Here is a 17,471-nt window from a genome sequence, read left to right as displayed (position 1 = left end):
TCCCGCGGCCAGGGCGTGTCAGTGGGCTGCTGGACCCCCGCCACGTAGCGCCAGACGCGCTCGACGGACAGCGGCCCGGTGTGTCGTTGCTGGGGTGAGCACCCGCCAGCAACGGCACGACCGGAATCACACAGATGGCGCGACTGACGGATAGCCGCGCACTGCAGCACCGTAGGGCCGCGTCGGCCACCGGACCGCCGTGCCCACTACGATGGAACTTAGTACAAGGCCGGTCGAAGCTCGCCAGGCCGGCGATCGACGACGGGAGCGGATTGATGATGACGTGCGGCGCCTCGGTGCTGCTGTGGGCACTGGTCGCGGTCGCAATCCTTGTGCTCGCTGCGGCAACGACCATCTGGCTGGTGCGCCGCCCGACCACCGCTGAGCGGGAACCGCGCACCGAGAGTCCCGAGGAAGTGCTCCGGCGGCGCTATGCCGAGGGTGAGATCGACGAGGACGAGTACCTGAAGCGTCAAGCCGGTCTCAGGTAGCGCGGGCAACCACAGATTCACGGCAGCCGATCCTTCTGGTCGCCGTCATTACTGAGCGATAAACGGCGAGACAGGCCGGCCTGCGGAGCGTGGCGCAGCGCCAGGCAGAACTGACCGATAATCGGCGGGAAGGGCGGGAAAGGCGACCCGCCGGGGGGCCGGTGGAGCTGGATATGCCAGCCCTGAGTCGAGGTCCGCCAGGGAGGCGAGCATCGCGCTGTTCCGGACGTGGCGAACGGCTCGGACCCCCTGACGTACAGACGGGCGCGGGTCAGCGAGCGGCGTCGCTCGCGTGCAACAGGTTCTCGCGGCTGTCCGGTTGCGTCGCCTTCGCGATCTCCGGGTGGTGCAGGTCGAACGCCGGGCTCTCCGAGCGGATCCGCGGCAGCGAGACGAAGTTGTGCCGCGGCGGCGGGGAGCTGGTCGCCCACTCCAGCGAACGGCCCCAGCCCCACGGGTCATCCACACCGACCAGCGGCGACTTCCGCGACGTGTACACGTTGTAGAAGAACGGCAGCATCGATAGGCCGAGCAGGAAGGCACCGACGCTGGAGACCTCGTTCAGCGTGGTGAAGCCCTCGTTCGCGCCGTACGACGCGTAGCGCCGCGGCATGCCCTCGACGCCGAGCCAATGCTGCACCAGGAACGTGGTGTCGAAGCCCAGGAACAGCAGCCGGAAGTGCACCTTGCCGAGCTTCTCGTCGACCATTCGGCCGGTGAACTTCGGCCACCAGTAGTAGAACCCGGCGAACATCGCGAATGCCACGGTGCCGAACAGCACGTAGTGGAAGTGCGCGACCACGAAGTAGGTGTCGGACAGCTGGTAGTCCAGCGTCGGCGAGGCCAGGATGACGCTGGTCAGCCCGCCGAACAGGAACGTCACCAGGAACCCGACACTCCACAGCATCGGCGTGTCGAAGGACACCGACCCGCCCCACATCGTGCCGATCCAGTTGAAGAACTTCACCCCCGTCGGCACTGCGATCAGGAACGGCAGAACGAGAAGAACGGCAGGCTGACCACGCTCCGGTCGCGCTGGTGCGCTCGGCGATGTTGGTCAGTTCCCGCCCTCCTGCTGCCCGTAACCGGGAATGGTGGTTGCGTCCTGGCCGCCGGTCGCGGCGCCGGTCTGTCCCTTCGCGGCCAGCTCCCGGAGGTGCGCCTGGTACTGGTCTGCCGTGACCACGTGGACAGTCATCAGCATCCGGCTGTGGTAGAGGCCACATAGCTCCGCGCACTTGCCGGCGAAGACCCCGATCTTGGTCGGGGTCAGCTCGAACTTGTTGGTCCGGCCGGGGATGGCATCCAGCTTGAAATAGAACGCCGGCACCCAGAACGAGTGGATCACGTCCGGCGAGGTCAGCTCGAAACGCACCGACTCGTTCACCGGCAGCCACAACTCGGCGGGCCGTTCCAGGGTGCCGGTCTCCCAGACACCCTCCTGACCGTTCACCGTCTCGTGATAGTTGAAGGTCCACTGCCACTGCTGGCCGACCACGTTGATGGTGTGGTTCGGGCTGTCGGACATCGCGGTGATCTTGTTGCCGTGCTCGATGGTGTAGAAGAACAGCACGCCGATGATGGCGAACGGCGCGAGCGTGTAGAGGACCTCCAGCGGCAGGTTGTACCGGGTCTGCCGGGGTGCCTCCTCGGTGCGCCTGCGGTACCGCACGACGGCGTACAGGATCAGGGCCCAGACCATCACGCCGACGATCAGGGCGGCGATCCAGGCACCGATCCAGAGACTTCGGACGGCCTCGGTCCGGTCCGAGGCGCCCTCGGGGAGACCGAGTCGTTTCCACTGCTCAGTGGTCGCCGACGAACAGCCGGTCACGAACAGGGTGCCAGCCACGGCTGCCGCTCCGACCAGCAGGCGCGAGACACACGGGCCGTTCGAGCCCGCGGGTCGCCTGTCCTGGTCGCGCTGCGCGACGCGCTGCGTCGCCGCGAGATCGATGTCGCCGGCGGCAACGGGTGGCGCAACCCGAGGACGACCTGCCCGGCGACTTCGAGACGTCCGGGGATCCCGCAGGCGGTCGAGGCGATGACCACGCTCAACCGCCACGCGGCCCGCGCCGCGATCGATGCCGGCGCGACCTGCGCCATCGGCTTCGGCTTGCTGGGCCACCTTCTCCCCCACCGCCCTAGAGCCGGCGCGGCAAGCGCGTCGGCTGTGGGCCCGGCTGGGTCAGCCTGTCATCGCCGAGCGGTGCAGGTGGGGTAGCGGGCGCGGTGCGCGGTGTCGGGAAGAGCTGGTCGCGCAGGGCGGGCCGGCGCACCTTCCACGTGGCGGTGGTTGGTAGTTGATCCCAGCGCAGTATCCTCGGATGCCCCAAGCCGGGGATGTCGGCGGTGGCTTCGGCCCACCGGTCAGGATCCAGCGGCCGGTTGTCCCGGGTGGTCGCAACCACTGCCGGGTGGCCGGCGGGGTCGTCCAGGATCACGAGTTCGTCCAGTTCCTCGAGGCGTTCGAGCACGATGTCCTCCCAGGCCAGGTAGTCCGGGATGGCGGCGACCGCGTCGACGGCACGGCCCTGCAGGCGTATCGCTCCGTCGATCCGGCGTGACCCGAGGTCACCGGTGCGCCACCAGCCGTCGTGCCAGCCCTCCGCCGTCCGTCCTGGTTCGGCCCGGTAGCCGCCGAACAGGCCCGGGCCACGTACCTCGATCGTGCCGGTGCGGCCCGGCCGGCGGAGCGCTGCGCCGGTGCTCGGATCGACCAGGCGGACTCGGTTGAACGCCAGAATCGGCCAGCCGACGTGGCGCGCGTCGCCGACGTGTCGCCGGGAGAACCGGAAGCTCAGTGCGATCGCTCCGGTCTCACTCTGCGCGTAGGCCTGGGCGTAGACCGGTAGGCGCCGACGTGAGGAGGCCAGCATCTTGTGGATGGTCCGCGGGTGGGCCGCGTCGAAGGTCGACAAGAAGATCCGGACGTTCGCGAGCGGGGCGGCCGGGCCCTCGGCGAATGCCTCCCAGCGGGTGAAGACGTTGGGGAAGGTCTCGATGAGCGTTGGCCGGTGCCGAGCCATCAGCGGGCCTGCGGAGACCGGATCGGGATCGACCATCGCCAGGTGCGGCAGGCCGAGCGCCGCGACGGTCGCCAGCCCCGACAGGGTCCGGGCGTGCGCCGTTGTCAGGCAGGTGGCGATGACATCGCGGCGGCCGAGCAGGAGGCGACCGCCGAGAACCTGCACGAGGGACTGCCCGGCCAGACTCGCGCCGGTGTGGGAGATCAATTTCGGCACTCCGGTGGTGCCGGACGTGTGGGTGAGGGCCACGAGCTCGTGATCGGCTCGCGGTGCCGCCGGCGGGACGCGATGCCCGCGGTACTGATCCAGTTCTGTTCCGCCGGCGGCGGAGCCGTCGACGGATATCAGGCGACGGGTCAGCCCGGGGGAGGCCAGGCCGTGCCTGATGATCGCCGCGTCGTCGGCGACGGTCAACGGGCCACCCAGCCGGTCCAACAGGGCACGGATCGTGTCGGGGTCGAATTCGGGCGCGATCAACGCGGGCACGGCGCCCAGCCGCGCAGCCGCCTGGGCCAGCGCTATCACGTCGACGTTGTGCGCCTTGACGATCGCCAGAACGTCTCCCCGGGCCAGTCCCGCCTCGTGCAGCAGCCCAGAGGTTTCCACGACAAGGCCGGCCACGGACGCATAGTCGGTGTCGAGGCCAAGTCCGGGTGCGATGCTGAACGGACGATCCAGCCACAGCGGGATGCGACCGTGTGCCTCAGCGGCGGCTTCGGCGAGGAGCCCCCATGCAGCGGCGCCCGCGCCCCAGGTGCGCCGGCGGCCGGACGGACTCGCCAGCCACCGCCCAACCCTGGTCACGGCGAGACCTTGTCGGCGGGCGCGCCTGGGGTCGGCGACGTCCGGCGCTGCGGTGTCCCTGCGCTCCGCCTCCGGGGTTCCCAGGGCATTCGCAGGAACCGGTGGAGCGGGCAGTGGCCGATCAACCCGCTCACCACAAGATCGACAACCACGAGCCCACTCAGCACCGCCAGACCCACCCGCCAGCCGCTGCCGACCGCGCCGGGCAGCACCAGGGCGGCGATCACCGCGACGGCCACCCCCGCGGCGACTCGTACCACCTGTTCCACCCGGGACATGTTCACCGGCAGGTAGCGTCGCCATCGCGGAACCGCGACCACGACCGACGCACGCAGGGCCTCGTCCGTTGGGATCGGTGCGTCCGGCTGTCCGTGTCGCCTCCGCAGCCGGACGAGTTCGGCCCGGGCGCGCCGCAGCTCAATGTCCACGTCCGTGGCTGCGCGCGCCGCGGCAGGCGAGCCCCGGCCTTCTCGCGCGGGGACCGGGTGCCTGCCTCGGCGCATCGGGCGCAGGCAGAACAGGTAGACCGTCGTCACCACTAGAGCGGTGAGGGCGATCGACATGAGCAGCGTCATCGGGACCGCTTCTGTGCCTTGCGGGCGGCGTTCTCGGCGGCCCGGAGCCGATCGATCTCAGCTCGCGTGCGAACCAGCTCCGCCTGTTTGGCCGACATCGTCCTTTTGGCCGGCACAACCCCCGGCCTGCCGGCCTTGCCCGTCGGCGTCTGCTGCGAAGTGCTGTCCCGGCGGCGCGCTACCCACATCAGGCCACCCATGATCAGCGGGCACGCCGCCATGCACAGTACGAGCACGAGGCTGCCGCCCGCCAGACCGCCGCTTACCTCCGCGACGAGGTTCGTCATGTTTTCCTGTTCCCTTTCGTGGAGTTGGGCCCGGCACCGTCTCCGCTCGAAGGTCGAGCAGTCCGACGGCGTGGGCGAGGCGGCCAGAAGCGCAGCCGCCGCATGCTGGCTGTCGTTCCGCGCCCCGGTGCCGGCCCTGTCTGCGACGCCCGGAACCAACGATGGTGGCCGGTCGCTGTGAAGGGGTGATGAAGACGCCATAGGCGATCGATGCAGACCAGGGGCCTGTTCGCCGGCGATGAATCCGCCGTTCAGCCAGCGGTGCAGGGTTGGTTGGCGGCGTCGGCCACGGTGAGCAGCTCTCCTTCCTGGCTCTGGACTCCCGAAGCTGGTCCGAACCGCAGACTCTCCTACGGTTCGGCGCATGCGCCGAGAGTGGTCGTCCGAGGATCGTGTGAGCTCGTGGACGCTGGTCGAGGAGGACCGGGCTCTGGTGGCCAATAGGTCCGGTGCGACGCGCCTGGGGGTCCGCGGTGTTGTGAAGTTCTTCGAGATAGCGGCTCGGTTTCCACGGTCGGCTGAGGTGCCGACGGCGACCGTGTCGCACGTCGCTGACCAGGTGAAGGTCGACTTCTCGGTGTTCGCGTCGCATCGCCCCTAGCGTTCGTACCTGGACGCCGCTTCCTCCGGGCCGCTGCATGCCGCGGCCCGGATGACCCGCCAGTACGCGTCCCCTGAAGCCGTCGGTTACGTCTGCCGCGGCAGACGCACGGCCAACCGCGCGGGCCGAGATCCATACCATGAACACCGACCGGCTACGGGCGGCCGCGACGCCGTTCCGGCCCAGTCGAGGTTGCGGCGGCTGCCGCCGGGCAGGTACGGCACGGCCGAGGCCTCGATGATCGCCCACACTCCCCTGGCGCGGACTAGCTTGAGGTGCGCGTCGTCGCGGCCGGAGAACGCCGCCGGCGAGGCCCGGCCGGATCGATTCGATCACCGCCGCTCCTCGGCACCGCGCCGCATCCCACAGGTGGCCCTGCACACCGCCCGGCAGAACGGCACTCCTGCTTCCGGAAGCGCTGCGCATCCCGCCGCCCGCGAGGGATTGGGGTCGAGCGCGCCGGCGTACACGTCGTGTCGCGGTCGACCACGATCCGGCTGAACTGGGCGCCGGCATCCGCTGGAGTCGGGCCGAGATGCGGCAGACCAACGGCCTGCAGAACCCAGCTACGCCGGCTACTCCCCCGGTGGGGGTCCTGGCCGGTCGTGACTTCAGACGATCCGGCTCCGCGGACTACCGCGGGGCCGGCCCGCCGGCTTGGCCAGGCTGGTGGGGCGTCCCGCCGGATCTCCGTCGCGCGACAGGGGCCCCGATGCGAGGGCGCCAGACGATCATCTACGATGCGGCATAGTAGTTGAGATGAGGGCCCGCGCATCGATCTGCATGATGCTGCGATCTCGCGCGGCGGGCGAGGGCGAGACATAGATGAGGGAACAAATGAGGGCCAGATTCGTCCATCGAGGTTCACCGCGGCGCTTCTCGGCGCCCGCCAGGCTGATCATGGCCGGTGCAGTCGCTGAAGCGGCCGGATCGAGTATCCCCGGAAGGTGACGCACACCGTCCCCGGTACTGCGGCGCAGTCCACCAGGCAGCCTGACCGGTCCCCCGGTCGGGCGGTTGCCAGTCTCCATGCGGTGTCGGTCGTCATTGAAACGACGCATGTCTTGGAGCGGGTCGATCTTGAGCTCCGTAGCGGGCAGGCCATGGGCCTCGTCGGGGCCAACGGCTCCGGCAAGACCACCGTCTTGCAGGTTCTCGCCACGTTGCGCCGGCCGCGGACCGGCAGCGGTGAGGTGCTCGGCGCCGACCTGAGCCGCTCGGTCGCTGCGCAGGTACGCCGCCAGATCTGCCTGGTGGGGCACCAGCCGGCGCTCTACCCGCAGTTGTCGCTGCGGGAGAATCTTCGATTCGTGGCGGCGCTGCTCGGCCGGGGCGACGCGGTGGTCGAGTCGGCGCTCGAGACTGTCGGGCTGCTGCGCGCGGCGGATCGTCGGGCCGACCGCTGCTCGCAGGGGATGCGGCGGCGCGCGGACCTGGCCCGGGTGCTGATCGGTGAGCCCCGGCTGCTGCTGCTCGACGAGGCTGACAGCGGGCTCGATCCGGCTGCACGGGAGCTTGTCGACCATCTCGTCGCGTCGGTCCGGGGCCGCGGCGGCGCGGCGGTCGTGGTTTCGCATGACCGCGAGCGGCTCGGGGGCCTCGTCGACAACGTGGTCGAGGTCCGCGACGGCAGGCTGGTCAGGCAGGTGTCGTCGTGACCGGATCGCTGCGGTTGTGCACGGTTGTGGCCGGAAAGAACCTTCGCCTGGAGGTCAGGTTCGGGGAGTCGTTCCTGGTCATCGCACCCTTCGGGGCCGCGGCATTGTTCCTCACGCCGATCGCTGTCGGCACGGACCTGCCGTTGCTGCGCGAGGTCGGGCCTGGCATGTACTGGGTCGTCGTCCTGCTGTTCGGTGCCCTCATCGCGCTGCGGCAGACGGGCGCCGAGGGCCCTGCCCAGGCCGACATGCTCACCCTCGCCGGTGTTCCGCCGGTGGTGCGGCTGCTGGGGAACGCGCTCGCGAGCGGTGTGCTCCTGCTGGGGCTGGAGGTTGTGCTCGCTCCGGTCGTGGTGATGCTGTACGACCCGCCGCTGGCCGGGTGGCCGTGGCTGCTGGCCGTCCTGCCTGGTGTCGCGGCCGGTCTGGCGCTGCTCGGATCCATCGCCGAAGGGCTGCTGGAGTCGCTGGGCATGCGGACCACGCTCGGGCCGCTGCTGATCATTCCGCTGGCCCTTCCGTTGCTGCTGGGGGCCACCCAGGCGCGTGAGGCGGCCAACGCCGGCGCCGCCCCGGTGTCCTGGCTCCTGCTCATCCTGGCCGTCGACCTGGTCTTGCTGCTGGCGGTTCTGTTCACCGGCCGAATGTTGGAGGACGTCTCATGAGGTATCGATCCCGGCTGCTGCCGGCAGCGGCCGTCACTGTTGCTGCGGTCGGACTGTTTGCAGCCCTGGTGGCTCCGCCTGACCGGCTCCAGGGCAACTTGCAACGGCTGATGTACGTGCACGTGCCGTCTGCCTGGCTCGCGTTTGCGACCTTCGGGCTGACGCTGGTCGGCAGCATCGGCTGGCTGTGGCGACGCAAGGCCGTGTACGACCGGCTCGCCGCGGCAGCCGCGGAGACCGGTGTCTTCTTCACGGGCCTGGCGATCGTGCTCGGCGCCGTGTGGGGCAAGCCCGTCTGGGGAGTGTGGTGGACCTGGGACCCGCGGCTCGTCACCACAGCGTTGCTGTTCTTCATCTACCTGGGCTACCTGGCCCTGCGGCGCGCCACGCTCGATGCGACGCTGCGGGCCCGGCGGGCGGCGATCTTCGGCATCGTCGCCTTCGTGCAGGTGCCGATCGTCCACTTCTCGGTCCTGTGGTGGCGAACCCTGCACCAGCCCCCCACGGTGCTGCGGCCCGGTGACCCGACCATCGACCACCGGATGCTCGCCGCGCTGGCGCTCAACCTGGTCGCGTTCACCCTGCTGGGCGCCTGGCTGCTCAGGGACAGGGTCCGGCTCGGGCTGGCGCTGGAGCACCTCGACGAAGCGACCATCGCCGGAGATCGGGAACTCGCCGGAAGTTCCGTCGAGCCACCGCGACTGAAGGAGATCTGACGCGAATGACTGACTGGGCCTGGGTGGGTCTCGGCTTCGGGATCGCCTACGCCGCGATCACCGGATACCTCATCGTGTTGCGCCGGCGCCTCGGCAAGGCGTACCGCCAGATCGCGAGGCCGCGATGAGGTACCGGGCGGTCGTGATCCCGGTGGCCGGAGTCCTGCTGGTCGTCGTCGGCTTCCTCGTCTTCGGCAACCTCAACGACAACCTGACCTACTACCTGACTCCGGCCGAGGCCGTCTCGAAGAAGGCCGACTTCCACGACGGCAAACGGTTCCGGCTGGGCGGACTGGTCGAGAACGGCAGCGTGGAACGGACCGGGAACGAGGTGCGGTTCCAGCTGGCCGATGACCTGACCGGCGACAGCGTCACGGTCCCGGTCGTGTTCTCCGGCGCCCCGTCGCAGTTGTTCGCCGCCGGAATCGGCGTCATCGTCGAGGGCGCCTGGCGCGGCGACACGTTCTACTCGAACACGATGATCGTCAAGCATGACGAGAACTACCGCCCACCCGGCTCCGGCAACGAGTCAGTTGACCCTGGCAAGGGAAACCCATGACGTCGGCTGTCGGCTGGACCGGCGCTCTCCTGGGGCTGGTCAGCTCGGTATTCCTGGCGGTGCAGGGCTGGCGGGCGCAGCGCGACCCGGCGGGCCGCGTGCAGCGCAACCAGCTGAGACTGGCGGTCCTGGGGATGGTGGCCGGGGCCGTCGTGGCCATGGCGGCGCTGGAGTTCGCGCTGCTGACCGACGACTTCTCGGTGTCCTACGTCGCCGAGACCTCCGCCCGGGCCACACCGCTGCTGTTCAAGATCTCCACCGCATGGTCCGCGCTGTCCGGAAGCATCGTCCTGTGGGTGCTGGTCCTGGCTGGCTACACCACCGCCGTACTCCGGCAGGTCCGCACCACCGACGACCGGCTCGGCACCGGCGCGCTCGCGGTGATGGGGGCCGTCGCGGCCTTCTTCTTCGGCCTGATCATCACCGCGGCGAACCCGTTCGGGATCCTCGCCGATCCGCCGGTGGACGGTCCCGGCCCCAACCCGATCCTGCAGAACCACCTGATGGTCGTGATCCATCCCCCGATGCTGTACCTGGGCTTCGTCGGCTTCACCGTCCCGTTCGCGTTCGCGGTGTCGGCGCTGCTGCTGCGAGAAGGCGGGGTGGAGTGGCTGCGCCGGACCCGCCGCGCCAACCTGGTGGCCTGGAGCTTCTTGTCCGGTGGTCTCGTGTACGGCGCCTGGTGGTCGTATGAGGTGCTGGGATGGGGCGGGTACTGGGCCTGGGACCCGGTCGAGAACGTAGCGCTGATCCCGTGGCTTCTCGCGACCGCGTTCATCCACTCCGCTGTGGTCCAGATCAGGCGCGGCATGCTGCAGGCGTGGAACTTCGTTCTGGTGCTCGCGACCTTCTCGATGACGATCCTGGGCACCTTGCTGACCCGCTCGTCGGTGGTCTCCTCGGTGCACAGCTTCAGCCAGTCCGCGATCGGTCCCGCACTCCTCGGGTTCCTCATCGTCGTCCTGGCCGGCGGGTTCTTGCTGTTCGCGTTCCGCGGCGAACAGTTGGCCTCGGGACGGCGCCCGGAGTCCCTGGCCAGCCGAGAAGGCGCGTTCGTGGTCAACAACGTCCTGCTGACCCTGTTCGCGTTCGTTGTCCTCCTCGGCACCCTCTATCCCGTGTTCGTGGAGGCCTTCACCGGCGCGCAACTGTCGGTCGGACGTCCCTTCTTCGACCGGATGGCGGTGCCGTTGTCGTTCACGCTGCTCGCCGCGATGGGGGTGGGGCCCTTCACTCCGTACCGGCACGCGGGCGGCGCCCTGATGTGGCGTCGGCTACGGGCGCCGGTGCTGGTAGCCAGCCTCGTTGCCGCGGCCCTGGTCACCGGCGGCCTTCGCTCAGTTTCGGTGGTCGCGGTCACCTTCTTGGTGGTGGCGATGGCGGCCAGTACGGTCCGGGAACTGGTCACGACGGCCCCCGCGCTGCGACCGAGGCCCCTGCTGCGGCTCCTGCGGAGACACCGCGGCTACTGGGGTGGCCAGGTCTCCCACCTCGGCCTCGCAATCATCGCCCTGGGTGTCGTGGTCTCGGGGCAACTGGCGGACCGGGCCAGCCTCGAGCTCGAGACCGGTCAGTCGGCAGACGTCGCCGGCTACTCGGTGACCTTCGAGGGAGTTCAATCCCGTGAGCTCCCCAACCGGTCGGCCCGGGTGGCCCGGGTGGTGATCCGGGAGGACGGGCGGATCGTGCGGGTGGCCGAACCGACGCTCACCAAGTACACCAACCAGGTCCAGGCGGTCGGCACCCCGTCGGTGTGGACGACACCGACCCAGGACCTGTACGTCGCCTTGTCGAGTCTCGAGCAGGGCAAAGTGGGTTTGAACATCTACCGCTACCCCTACCGGTGGCTGCTCTGGGCGGGCGGCTCGCTGGTCATGGCCGGCGGCCTGTGGGCCCTGGCGGCCCGGCCACGCCGGCGCGGTGCCACCTCGCAGCAGGCTGGGGACGACGCCCAGTCGACCGAGGCCGGTTCGCATGTCTGAGGGGGTCCGGCGCTGGTCGGCCGTCGCGCTCATCGCGGCGTTACTGGCCGTCGTCGTGGTCGGCCTCGCGACCGGCCAGCGTGGCGGTGTGGACCGGGCCTACACCCTTGAGTCGCGGCTGCGGTGCCCGGTCTGCAAGCAGGTCTCGATCGCCGAGTCGCCGTCGGAGACGGCGGCCAGCATGCGCCGGATCGTCGCCGACCAGATCGCTGCCGGACGCAGCGACGAGCAGATCATCACCTACTTCGAGGACCGCTACGGCGTCTGGGTGCTGCTCGACCCGCCCCCGCGCGGCGGCACGCTGCTGTTGTGGCTGCTGCCGGTGATCGCGGCGGTGATCGGCCTGGCGGTGACGCTGACCCGCGCCCGCCACGCACATGCCCCTACCGAGGAGCTGTCCGCGGCCGAGCGTCACCGGGTCGCGGAGGCCGTTCGCGAGTACCGGTCGCGGATGGACGAGGAGGACGAACCGTGAGCGACGACCGTTCCGGGCTCGAGCAGAGCCTCAACGACGCGGTGCGCGACATCACCGAACTGGAGCACCAGGTCGACGCAGGCGAGATCACCACGCAGGAGGCGGCGCGATTGCGGCGTCGCTACGAGGCCGCGGTCTCCGCCGCCCTGTCAGCAATGGGCGAGCCTACCCCTGAAGCCGCCGAGCAGCGCTCTGATGCTTCCATCACCGCCGACACTGTGCGGCCCTCACGGCGCCCCACATTCCGTCACGTTCTTTACGCGCTTGGCCTTGCCGGAGCGGTGGTGGCCGCCTTCCTGTTGTCCGGATTCGTCGTCAGTCGGCCACCGGGCGGGTACGTGACAGGCAATGACATCCTCCAGACGCCCGGGCCCGCGACCACCCCTGTCCCCCGGCCCGCGCCTTCCCGTGACCTGTCCAAGGTCACCGACAAAGAACTCGAAGCCGTCGTCGCGGCCAACCCCGGCATCGTCGCGATGAGGCTGGGCCTGGCCGACCGCTACGTCGCCGAGAAACGCTACGACCTCGCCGTCGTGCACTACACCAAGGCTTTGAAGCTGGAGCCCGGCAACGCGGAGGCCCAGGCCCACCTCGGCTGGCTGCTGCTCCAGGTCGGCAGCCCCCGGCAGGCCGCCCAGCTCATCGACCGCGCGGTCGCCGCCGACCCGAACCTGGTGGACGCACAGTGGTTCCAGGCGAACGTCAGACTGTACGGGCTCGGCGACGCCAAGGGCGCGGTCGAGGTCCTCGACCGGATGGCCGCACGCCGCGACCTCACCCCCGACGTACGGCGCCAGGTCCAGGACCTCCGCAAGGTCGCCGACCAGCGCCTGGCGGGTCAGCGATGACCACCGACCAAACACAGCAGCCTCAACGCTCAGACCCGCGACGGCGCACCGGGCTTCGCTACCTGCGCTGGAGCGCGATCCTCGTCACTGTGATCGCCATCGCCATCGGCGCGGTGTTCGGGGCGCGGCTGAAGCGCGATCCGACCTTGGTGACGACCCCCCTGATCGGCACGCAGGCGCCCAGTCGTGAGCTGCCCTATCTCGAACGGGCCGGCACCCTGTCGCTGGACACGTTGCGCGGTTCCATCGTGGTGGTCAACTTCTGGGCATCGTGGTGTGTCGCCTGCCGCAAGGAGCATCCCGACTTGATGGCCGCCGCCTCCGCCTACCGTGGCGCCGGAGTGAAGTTCGTCGGAATCGTGTACCAAGATCGGGCGGCCGGCGCCACAGCGTTCCTCGACGAACTCGGCCGCGGCCAGGACTACCTGTACCTCACCGACCCAGGATCACGGATGGCCATCGACTTCGGCGTCTTCGGCGTCCCCGAGACGTTCTTCCTCGATCGCAACGGCCGGATCGCCGCCAAGATCACCGGAGCATCCAACCTTCAACTGGTATCAGGCGTGCTCGACGACCTGATCGCCGGCAATCCACCAGAACCAGCCACCAAGGCCGGCCCCGTACAACCAGCACCGGGCAAGTGACCCGGACGAGGCAAACGAGTTGGTAAGAACGTGTCAGGACCCGCCATAGCGGATCTTTGGATCGGCCCGTGAGGAGCCTGGATCGGAGTCGGGTGTCAACCCGGTCGGCCTACTCCGGATCGTCACGGCTGCGGTTCGCTGGGCTTCTTGCCGATGGTCGCGGGGTCGAGGGCGCGGCAGATGGTGGGTCGGGTGGTCTTGAATGCGGCGGCGATCTGTTCGACGGTGTGCTCGCCGGAGTCGTACATCGCCTGGGCTTGTCGGACTGCGGCCGGGGTGAGGGTGGGTTTGCGGCCGCCGTCGCGGCCGCGCGACCAGGCTCCCTCGAGGCCGTCGACGGTGCGTTCCTTGATCAGCTCGTGCTCGAACTCGGCGATCGCAGCGAGGAGGTGGAAGAACAGCCTGCCCACCGCGGTGGTGGTGTCGATGCCCTGGTGCAGCATCCGTAGCCCGATCTCGCGGCCTTGCAGTTCGACGGCGAGTTGGGCGAGGTGTTTGGTGGAGCGGCCGAGCCGGTCCAGTCGGGTGGTCACCAACACGTAGGTGCCGCAGGGCGGCGAGCTCCGGTCGCGAGGCAAGCTTGCCGGAGGCCTGATGAACAGTTCGTCGACCCCGGCCGCGGTGAGCTGGTCGCGCTGCGCATCGGGGTTCTGGTCGCGCGTGCTGACCCTGCCGTATCCGATCGATGCCGTGGCTGGACTGTGACGCAATCAGGTACGTCGCGCGACGCTGATTCCGGACACGGTCAACGTGTCACGAGACCGGTCGGCGCCCGTGGCCTGCCGGGTGACGTCGGCAGTGGTGGCTTTCGTCGGCAGCCTGGTCAGCATGGCCACCTCGGCGGTGTGCGCAGGTTGCGGTGACCGGCGAGCAAACGCCGCCGGCACGCCCGCCACATTCTGCTGCTGCCCGCGGGGCTCACCGGGAGAACGCGGCGTTCTCGTCGCCGGTTTACTCGCCGCCCGGTTACCGACCTTCTTCTTGTGTGGCTTCTTACTCACAACCGCAGTCCGTTCCGCTGGTCACGTTCGGGTTGGGTCGATCTGGATGGCGCGGGCCAGGTCGCTGCGGGTAGCACCGGCGACCATGGCGATGACGGCCTCGTGGATGAGGTTGCAGGCGTCCGGGCCGGGCGATGTGGCAGCCGAGGATGCGGTCGGTGGCGGCGGCGAACTTGACCAGCCCGCGGGGTGGCGCCGATGGCGCGCGCCTTGACCGCCCCAGCGAAGCGCGGACGGCCGATCGCGACCTCGGGGTCGACGAACACCGCGTGGGGCACGACGCGTCCGGCGGTGCTGCGGTCCTCTCCGCCCGGAGCCATCGGCTCCTGCAGGTGATCAGGGACGGGGATCGGCCACGTTCTTGTCGGCCCTATCGGCGGCAGGCGGATACGGATCGGAGTCCTGCCGGGCGTTGATTGCCTTGAGGCGGCGCAGCTCGCTTTGGAGGTCAGCGATCTGCTGGCTGCGGTCGATCTCCGACGCCGAGGCGGTGCCGGCGGCCTGGGGCTTCGCGCCGCTGCCGGGCGAGGCGCCGTTGGCGCCCTGGCCCTTCATGCCGCGCATCATGAAGATCATGCTGAGCGGGCAGACGGCGAGGATCAGCACCGGCAGCGCCGCCACCGCCCACCCGGGCCGGAAGAGGAACAAGCCGACGGCGACGGCGCCGAGGCCGATGAGGACTTTCTTGTTGAGGCACATGGACAAGGACATGGGTCCCTCCTGGGTGTTGATCCGGGGTCACCGGATACCGGCTATGCGGCGAAAGCTAGGCGCGGCCTGTGAAGAGACGGTGAGCACGCGATGAGCGATCCGTATGACAGGCTCCCGACGTGGTCGCTACGCAGTGGCGATCTCGCTAGTGCTGACGAATCGGACAGCGAACAGGAACAGCCCCCGGTGACCAGCTTGGGAGGGAGGACCCGTCTCGTGCGGTTCCGCCGCGACCCGGCGGGCATCCGTCCTCACGTACTCCTCGCAGGGGCGGGCGGTGGATCACGTGGTAGAAGCGGCCGCCGACGATGCCGAACGGTACGGCGACCATGATCACGTCGAGCACGGCACCTTGACCGTGGCCAGGCCGTCGATCGGGTGGGATCGCGGTGCGGGTCCCGACGACCAGGGAGATGCGGTCGGCGTCGACGTCGGGTGCCGTCGACCCGAACTCCTGCTGCTGAACCCTCGCCCACCAGTCACCACTGACACCCAGCCGCAGACCGCTACTCGGCTTCAACCCTCCCCGGACCGGCGCCGCCGCACCGGCATCCCCCTCTACCTTGCGGCTCGGGCCGGCTTCGGAGTTCCGGGAAGTCCGACGATGCGGTTTCAGATCGGCGGCCAGCCGATCCGGGCATACAGGCTCAACATCCGACTCATCAAGACCGTCCACTGGCCGGTCATGACCGCCACGCCCATCACCGCCAGCAGCAGCCCGCCGGCCACCTCGATCTTGCGGCTGTGCCGCCGAAGCCACTCCAGCCGGCCGCCGCCGCGAGCCACAGCCACCGCCAGACCCAGGAACGGCAGCCCCAGCCCCAACGAGTACGCCGCCAGCAAGACCGCCCCCTGGGTAAGGGTGGCCGTGCTCGCCGCCGTGGCCAGCACGGCGGCGAGCACCGGCCCGACACACGGGGTCCAGCCGAATGCGAACGCCGCGCCCAACGGAAACGCCGCTCGCGGCCCGTTGCCGATCCTGGACAGGTCATACCGCAACTGACGCTGCAGGATCGGCACCCGAAGCACCCCGGCAGTCACCAGCCCCATGACGACAATGAACGCACCGCCCACGATCTCGAGCAGACGGGCCTGCCGCGCCAACAGCAGCCCCAGCCCCGACGCGGTCAACCCGAGAGCAACAAAGACCGTGGAGAACCCCAGCACGAACAACGAAGCACCAGCGACCGTCCGCCCGACCGTCCCGGACCGCCCACCCCCTGACTGCGCCCTCATGCCGGACACGAAAGACACATACCCCGGCAGCAGCGGCAGCGTGCACGGAGCAGTGAACGACACCAAACCGGCGACCAACGCCAGCGAAGAAAGAGCGAACAGTTCCACCGTGACCCTCGCGCCTACTCTCGGCTGATAATCCTTCTAGCCCGCCATGGATGCCGCGGCGTCAGTCGCGGCGGAAGCTACGCCCGCCATCAGACGAGGTGTAAATGCCGGACGCGGTAGCGGCATGCAGGGTTTGCTTGCCTTGGGCGACGATCGCGGTGGGTTGGCCGTCGAGTGAGCCGCGCTGTTCCCAGGTGTTGCCGCCGTCGGTGCTGGCCATCACCGCTCCGGCCGGGGTGGCGCCGTAGAGCAGATTCGCCGCGGGCCAGCTGAGCACGGCCAGAGGTGGGCTGTTCTTGACGGTGGCGAAGGACCGGCCGCCGTCACTGCTGCGGGCCAGGCCGTATTCGCTCGTCGCCGCCAGAATCGTGTCCGGGACGTCCGGGCTGACGTCGAAGTCGAGCATCGGGGTGACGCTTCGGCTGTCCCACGTGCGCAGGTCCTGAGTCACCATGAACCGGGCAGTGGCGGCGTCGAAGCCGTAGACGTGGCCATGAGCAGCCCTCAATGTATGGAAGTCCGCCCGGCCGTCGAGGGAGACGCTGTGCCAGGTCTGGGCGGCGTCGGTGCTTTCGATCAGGCCGAGCCTGCCTGGCTTGTTCTCACGTGGGTCGGGGTGGCCGCTGGCGAGGAAGTGCCTTGGCCCGGGGATGACGAAACCCGAGGTGTCTTGGTAGCGGCCGGCGATCCGGGCCGCCTGTTTCGATGCCGGGACCCGGAATACTCCGGTGTGGGTCGCCGCATACAGCGTTCCGTCGGCGGGGTCCACCGCGAGGCTGTTCACGAGGACCATGCCAGGGTCGCCGCCTGGGCCGCTGCCGGTCGGCTTGTCCTTGCCGGTGCCGATAGTCCGGGCAAGGACCAGGGCCAGGGCGATCGCGAAGACGAGGACAAGGATCAGGATCGGCCAGTTCCGGTTGGCCCGACCCTCTGCCTGGGGTTGCTGGTCGCTCGTGGCCGACGACGTGTTCGTCGTCGACGTGTGTCGGACCATCAGGTTCCTCGCTTGTGTGCTGGAGGCGCGGAGACGGGCGCGCCGGCTGTCGGTCTAGGGCTGAGCTGGGCGGGGGACTCAAGGCCG

General features: G+C 69.4%; 20 protein-coding genes and 1 pseudogene. 11 read left to right on the top strand and 10 right to left on the bottom strand.

Annotated elements, in window-relative coordinates:
* Window positions 1-275 precede the first annotated feature (275 nt).
* Window positions 276-491 (top strand): SHOCT domain-containing protein, encoded by a 216-nt coding sequence (locus JOF29_RS00425; RefSeq protein ID WP_209692240.1) that lies wholly within the window; start codon window positions 276-278, stop codon window positions 489-491.
* A 271-nt stretch (window positions 492-762) separates the two neighbouring features.
* On the opposite strand, the pseudogene JOF29_RS00420 reads toward JOF29_RS00425, so the two are convergent.
* The 5 genes and pseudogenes from JOF29_RS00420 to JOF29_RS00400 form a co-directional block, all read right to left on the bottom strand.
* Window positions 763-1,511, bottom strand: a pseudogene (locus tag JOF29_RS00420) (cytochrome c oxidase subunit I); the annotation flags it as partial.
* A 37-nt stretch (window positions 1,512-1,548) separates the two neighbouring features.
* Window positions 1,549-2,343 (bottom strand): aa3-type cytochrome oxidase subunit II, encoded by a 795-nt coding sequence (gene ctaC, locus JOF29_RS00415; protein ID WP_307863080.1) that lies wholly within the window; start codon window positions 2,341-2,343, stop codon window positions 1,549-1,551.
* Between the two features lie 292 nt (window positions 2,344-2,635).
* Window positions 2,636-4,324 carry an AMP-binding protein gene (locus tag JOF29_RS00410; RefSeq protein ID WP_209692239.1) on the bottom strand — a complete coding sequence of 563 codons (1,689 nt, stop codon included), beginning with the start codon at window positions 4,322-4,324 and terminating at the stop codon, window positions 2,636-2,638.
* Window positions 4,321-4,899, bottom strand: coding sequence for a YgaP-like transmembrane domain (locus JOF29_RS42580; protein ID WP_245357386.1), 579 nt, complete (start codon window positions 4,897-4,899; stop codon window positions 4,321-4,323). The genes JOF29_RS00410 and JOF29_RS42580 overlap by 4 nt, the downstream gene beginning before the upstream one ends.
* Window positions 4,896-5,186, bottom strand: coding sequence for a hypothetical protein (locus tag JOF29_RS00400; RefSeq protein ID WP_209692238.1), 291 nt, complete (start codon window positions 5,184-5,186; stop codon window positions 4,896-4,898). Before JOF29_RS00400 ends, JOF29_RS42580 begins: the two co-directional genes overlap by 4 nt.
* A gap of 364 nt (window positions 5,187-5,550) precedes the next feature.
* Between JOF29_RS00400 and JOF29_RS00395 the strand changes: the two genes are divergently transcribed.
* The 10 genes from JOF29_RS00395 to JOF29_RS00355 all read left to right on the top strand — a co-directional run bounded on the left by JOF29_RS00395 (window position 5,551) and on the right by JOF29_RS00355 (window position 13,334).
* A complete protein-coding gene (locus tag JOF29_RS00395; protein ID WP_209692237.1) occupies window positions 5,551-5,787 on the top strand; it encodes a DUF4158 domain-containing protein in 237 nt (78 codons plus the stop codon).
* 1,034 nt (window positions 5,788-6,821) lie between these two features.
* Window positions 6,822-7,445: an ABC transporter ATP-binding protein gene (locus JOF29_RS00390; RefSeq protein WP_209692236.1), complete on the top strand. Its 624-nt coding sequence runs from the start codon at window positions 6,822-6,824 to the stop codon at window positions 7,443-7,445.
* A complete protein-coding gene (locus JOF29_RS00385; RefSeq protein WP_209692235.1) occupies window positions 7,442-8,110 on the top strand; it encodes a heme exporter protein CcmB in 669 nt (222 codons plus the stop codon). Before JOF29_RS00390 ends, JOF29_RS00385 begins: the two co-directional genes overlap by 4 nt.
* Window positions 8,107-8,826: a cytochrome c biogenesis protein CcsA gene (gene ccsA / locus JOF29_RS00380; protein ID WP_209692234.1), complete on the top strand. Its 720-nt coding sequence runs from the start codon at window positions 8,107-8,109 to the stop codon at window positions 8,824-8,826. Before JOF29_RS00385 ends, ccsA begins: the two co-directional genes overlap by 4 nt.
* A gap of 5 nt (window positions 8,827-8,831) precedes the next feature.
* Window positions 8,832-8,954 (top strand): hypothetical protein, encoded by a 123-nt coding sequence (locus tag JOF29_RS44280; protein WP_281067204.1) that lies wholly within the window; start codon window positions 8,832-8,834, stop codon window positions 8,952-8,954.
* Window positions 8,951-9,385, top strand: a complete 435-nt coding sequence (locus tag JOF29_RS00375) for a cytochrome c maturation protein CcmE (protein WP_209692233.1) — start codon at window positions 8,951-8,953, stop codon at window positions 9,383-9,385. Before JOF29_RS44280 ends, JOF29_RS00375 begins: the two co-directional genes overlap by 4 nt.
* Window positions 9,382-11,367 (top strand): heme lyase CcmF/NrfE family subunit, encoded by a 1,986-nt coding sequence (locus JOF29_RS00370; RefSeq protein ID WP_209692232.1) that lies wholly within the window; start codon window positions 9,382-9,384, stop codon window positions 11,365-11,367. Before JOF29_RS00375 ends, JOF29_RS00370 begins: the two co-directional genes overlap by 4 nt.
* Entirely contained in the window at window positions 11,360-11,842 is a 483-nt protein-coding gene (locus tag JOF29_RS00365; protein WP_209692231.1) for a cytochrome c-type biogenesis protein, read from the top strand. The genes JOF29_RS00370 and JOF29_RS00365 overlap by 8 nt, the downstream gene beginning before the upstream one ends.
* Window positions 11,839-12,690, top strand: a complete 852-nt coding sequence (locus tag JOF29_RS45085) for a tetratricopeptide repeat protein (RefSeq protein WP_209692230.1) — start codon at window positions 11,839-11,841, stop codon at window positions 12,688-12,690. Before JOF29_RS00365 ends, JOF29_RS45085 begins: the two co-directional genes overlap by 4 nt.
* An 89-nt stretch (window positions 12,691-12,779) precedes the next feature.
* Complete coding sequence (locus tag JOF29_RS00355; protein ID WP_209692229.1) at window positions 12,780-13,334, top strand: TlpA family protein disulfide reductase; 555 nt, start codon at window positions 12,780-12,782, stop codon at window positions 13,332-13,334.
* Window positions 13,335-13,456: 122 nt separating this feature from the next.
* Here JOF29_RS00355 and JOF29_RS00350 read toward each other — a convergent pair whose 3' ends face one another.
* The 5 genes from JOF29_RS00350 to JOF29_RS00330 all read right to left on the bottom strand — a co-directional run bounded on the left by JOF29_RS00350 (window position 13,457) and on the right by JOF29_RS00330 (window position 17,384).
* Window positions 13,457-13,867 (bottom strand): recombinase family protein, encoded by a 411-nt coding sequence (locus JOF29_RS00350; protein WP_209692228.1) that lies wholly within the window; start codon window positions 13,865-13,867, stop codon window positions 13,457-13,459.
* Between the two features lie 177 nt (window positions 13,868-14,044).
* Window positions 14,045-14,335 carry a hypothetical protein gene (locus JOF29_RS00345; RefSeq protein WP_209692227.1) on the bottom strand — a complete coding sequence of 97 codons (291 nt, stop codon included), beginning with the start codon at window positions 14,333-14,335 and terminating at the stop codon, window positions 14,045-14,047.
* A gap of 336 nt (window positions 14,336-14,671) precedes the next feature.
* Complete coding sequence (locus tag JOF29_RS00340; protein WP_209692226.1) at window positions 14,672-15,046, bottom strand: DUF2933 domain-containing protein; 375 nt, start codon at window positions 15,044-15,046, stop codon at window positions 14,672-14,674.
* A 612-nt stretch (window positions 15,047-15,658) separates the two neighbouring features.
* Window positions 15,659-16,390 carry a cytochrome c biogenesis CcdA family protein gene (locus JOF29_RS00335; protein WP_209692225.1) on the bottom strand — a complete coding sequence of 244 codons (732 nt, stop codon included), beginning with the start codon at window positions 16,388-16,390 and terminating at the stop codon, window positions 15,659-15,661.
* Between the two features lie 61 nt (window positions 16,391-16,451).
* A complete protein-coding gene (locus JOF29_RS00330; protein WP_245357384.1) occupies window positions 16,452-17,384 on the bottom strand; it encodes a F510_1955 family glycosylhydrolase in 933 nt (310 codons plus the stop codon).
* Window positions 17,385-17,471: the final 87 nt, after the last annotated feature.

The organism is Kribbella aluminosa (genome assembly GCF_017876295.1).
In the GTDB taxonomy this organism is placed as follows: domain Bacteria; phylum Actinomycetota; class Actinomycetes; order Propionibacteriales; family Kribbellaceae; genus Kribbella; species Kribbella aluminosa.
The sequence above is the reverse complement of the archived record's forward strand: the minus strand, read 5'-3'. Positions and strand labels throughout refer to the sequence as shown.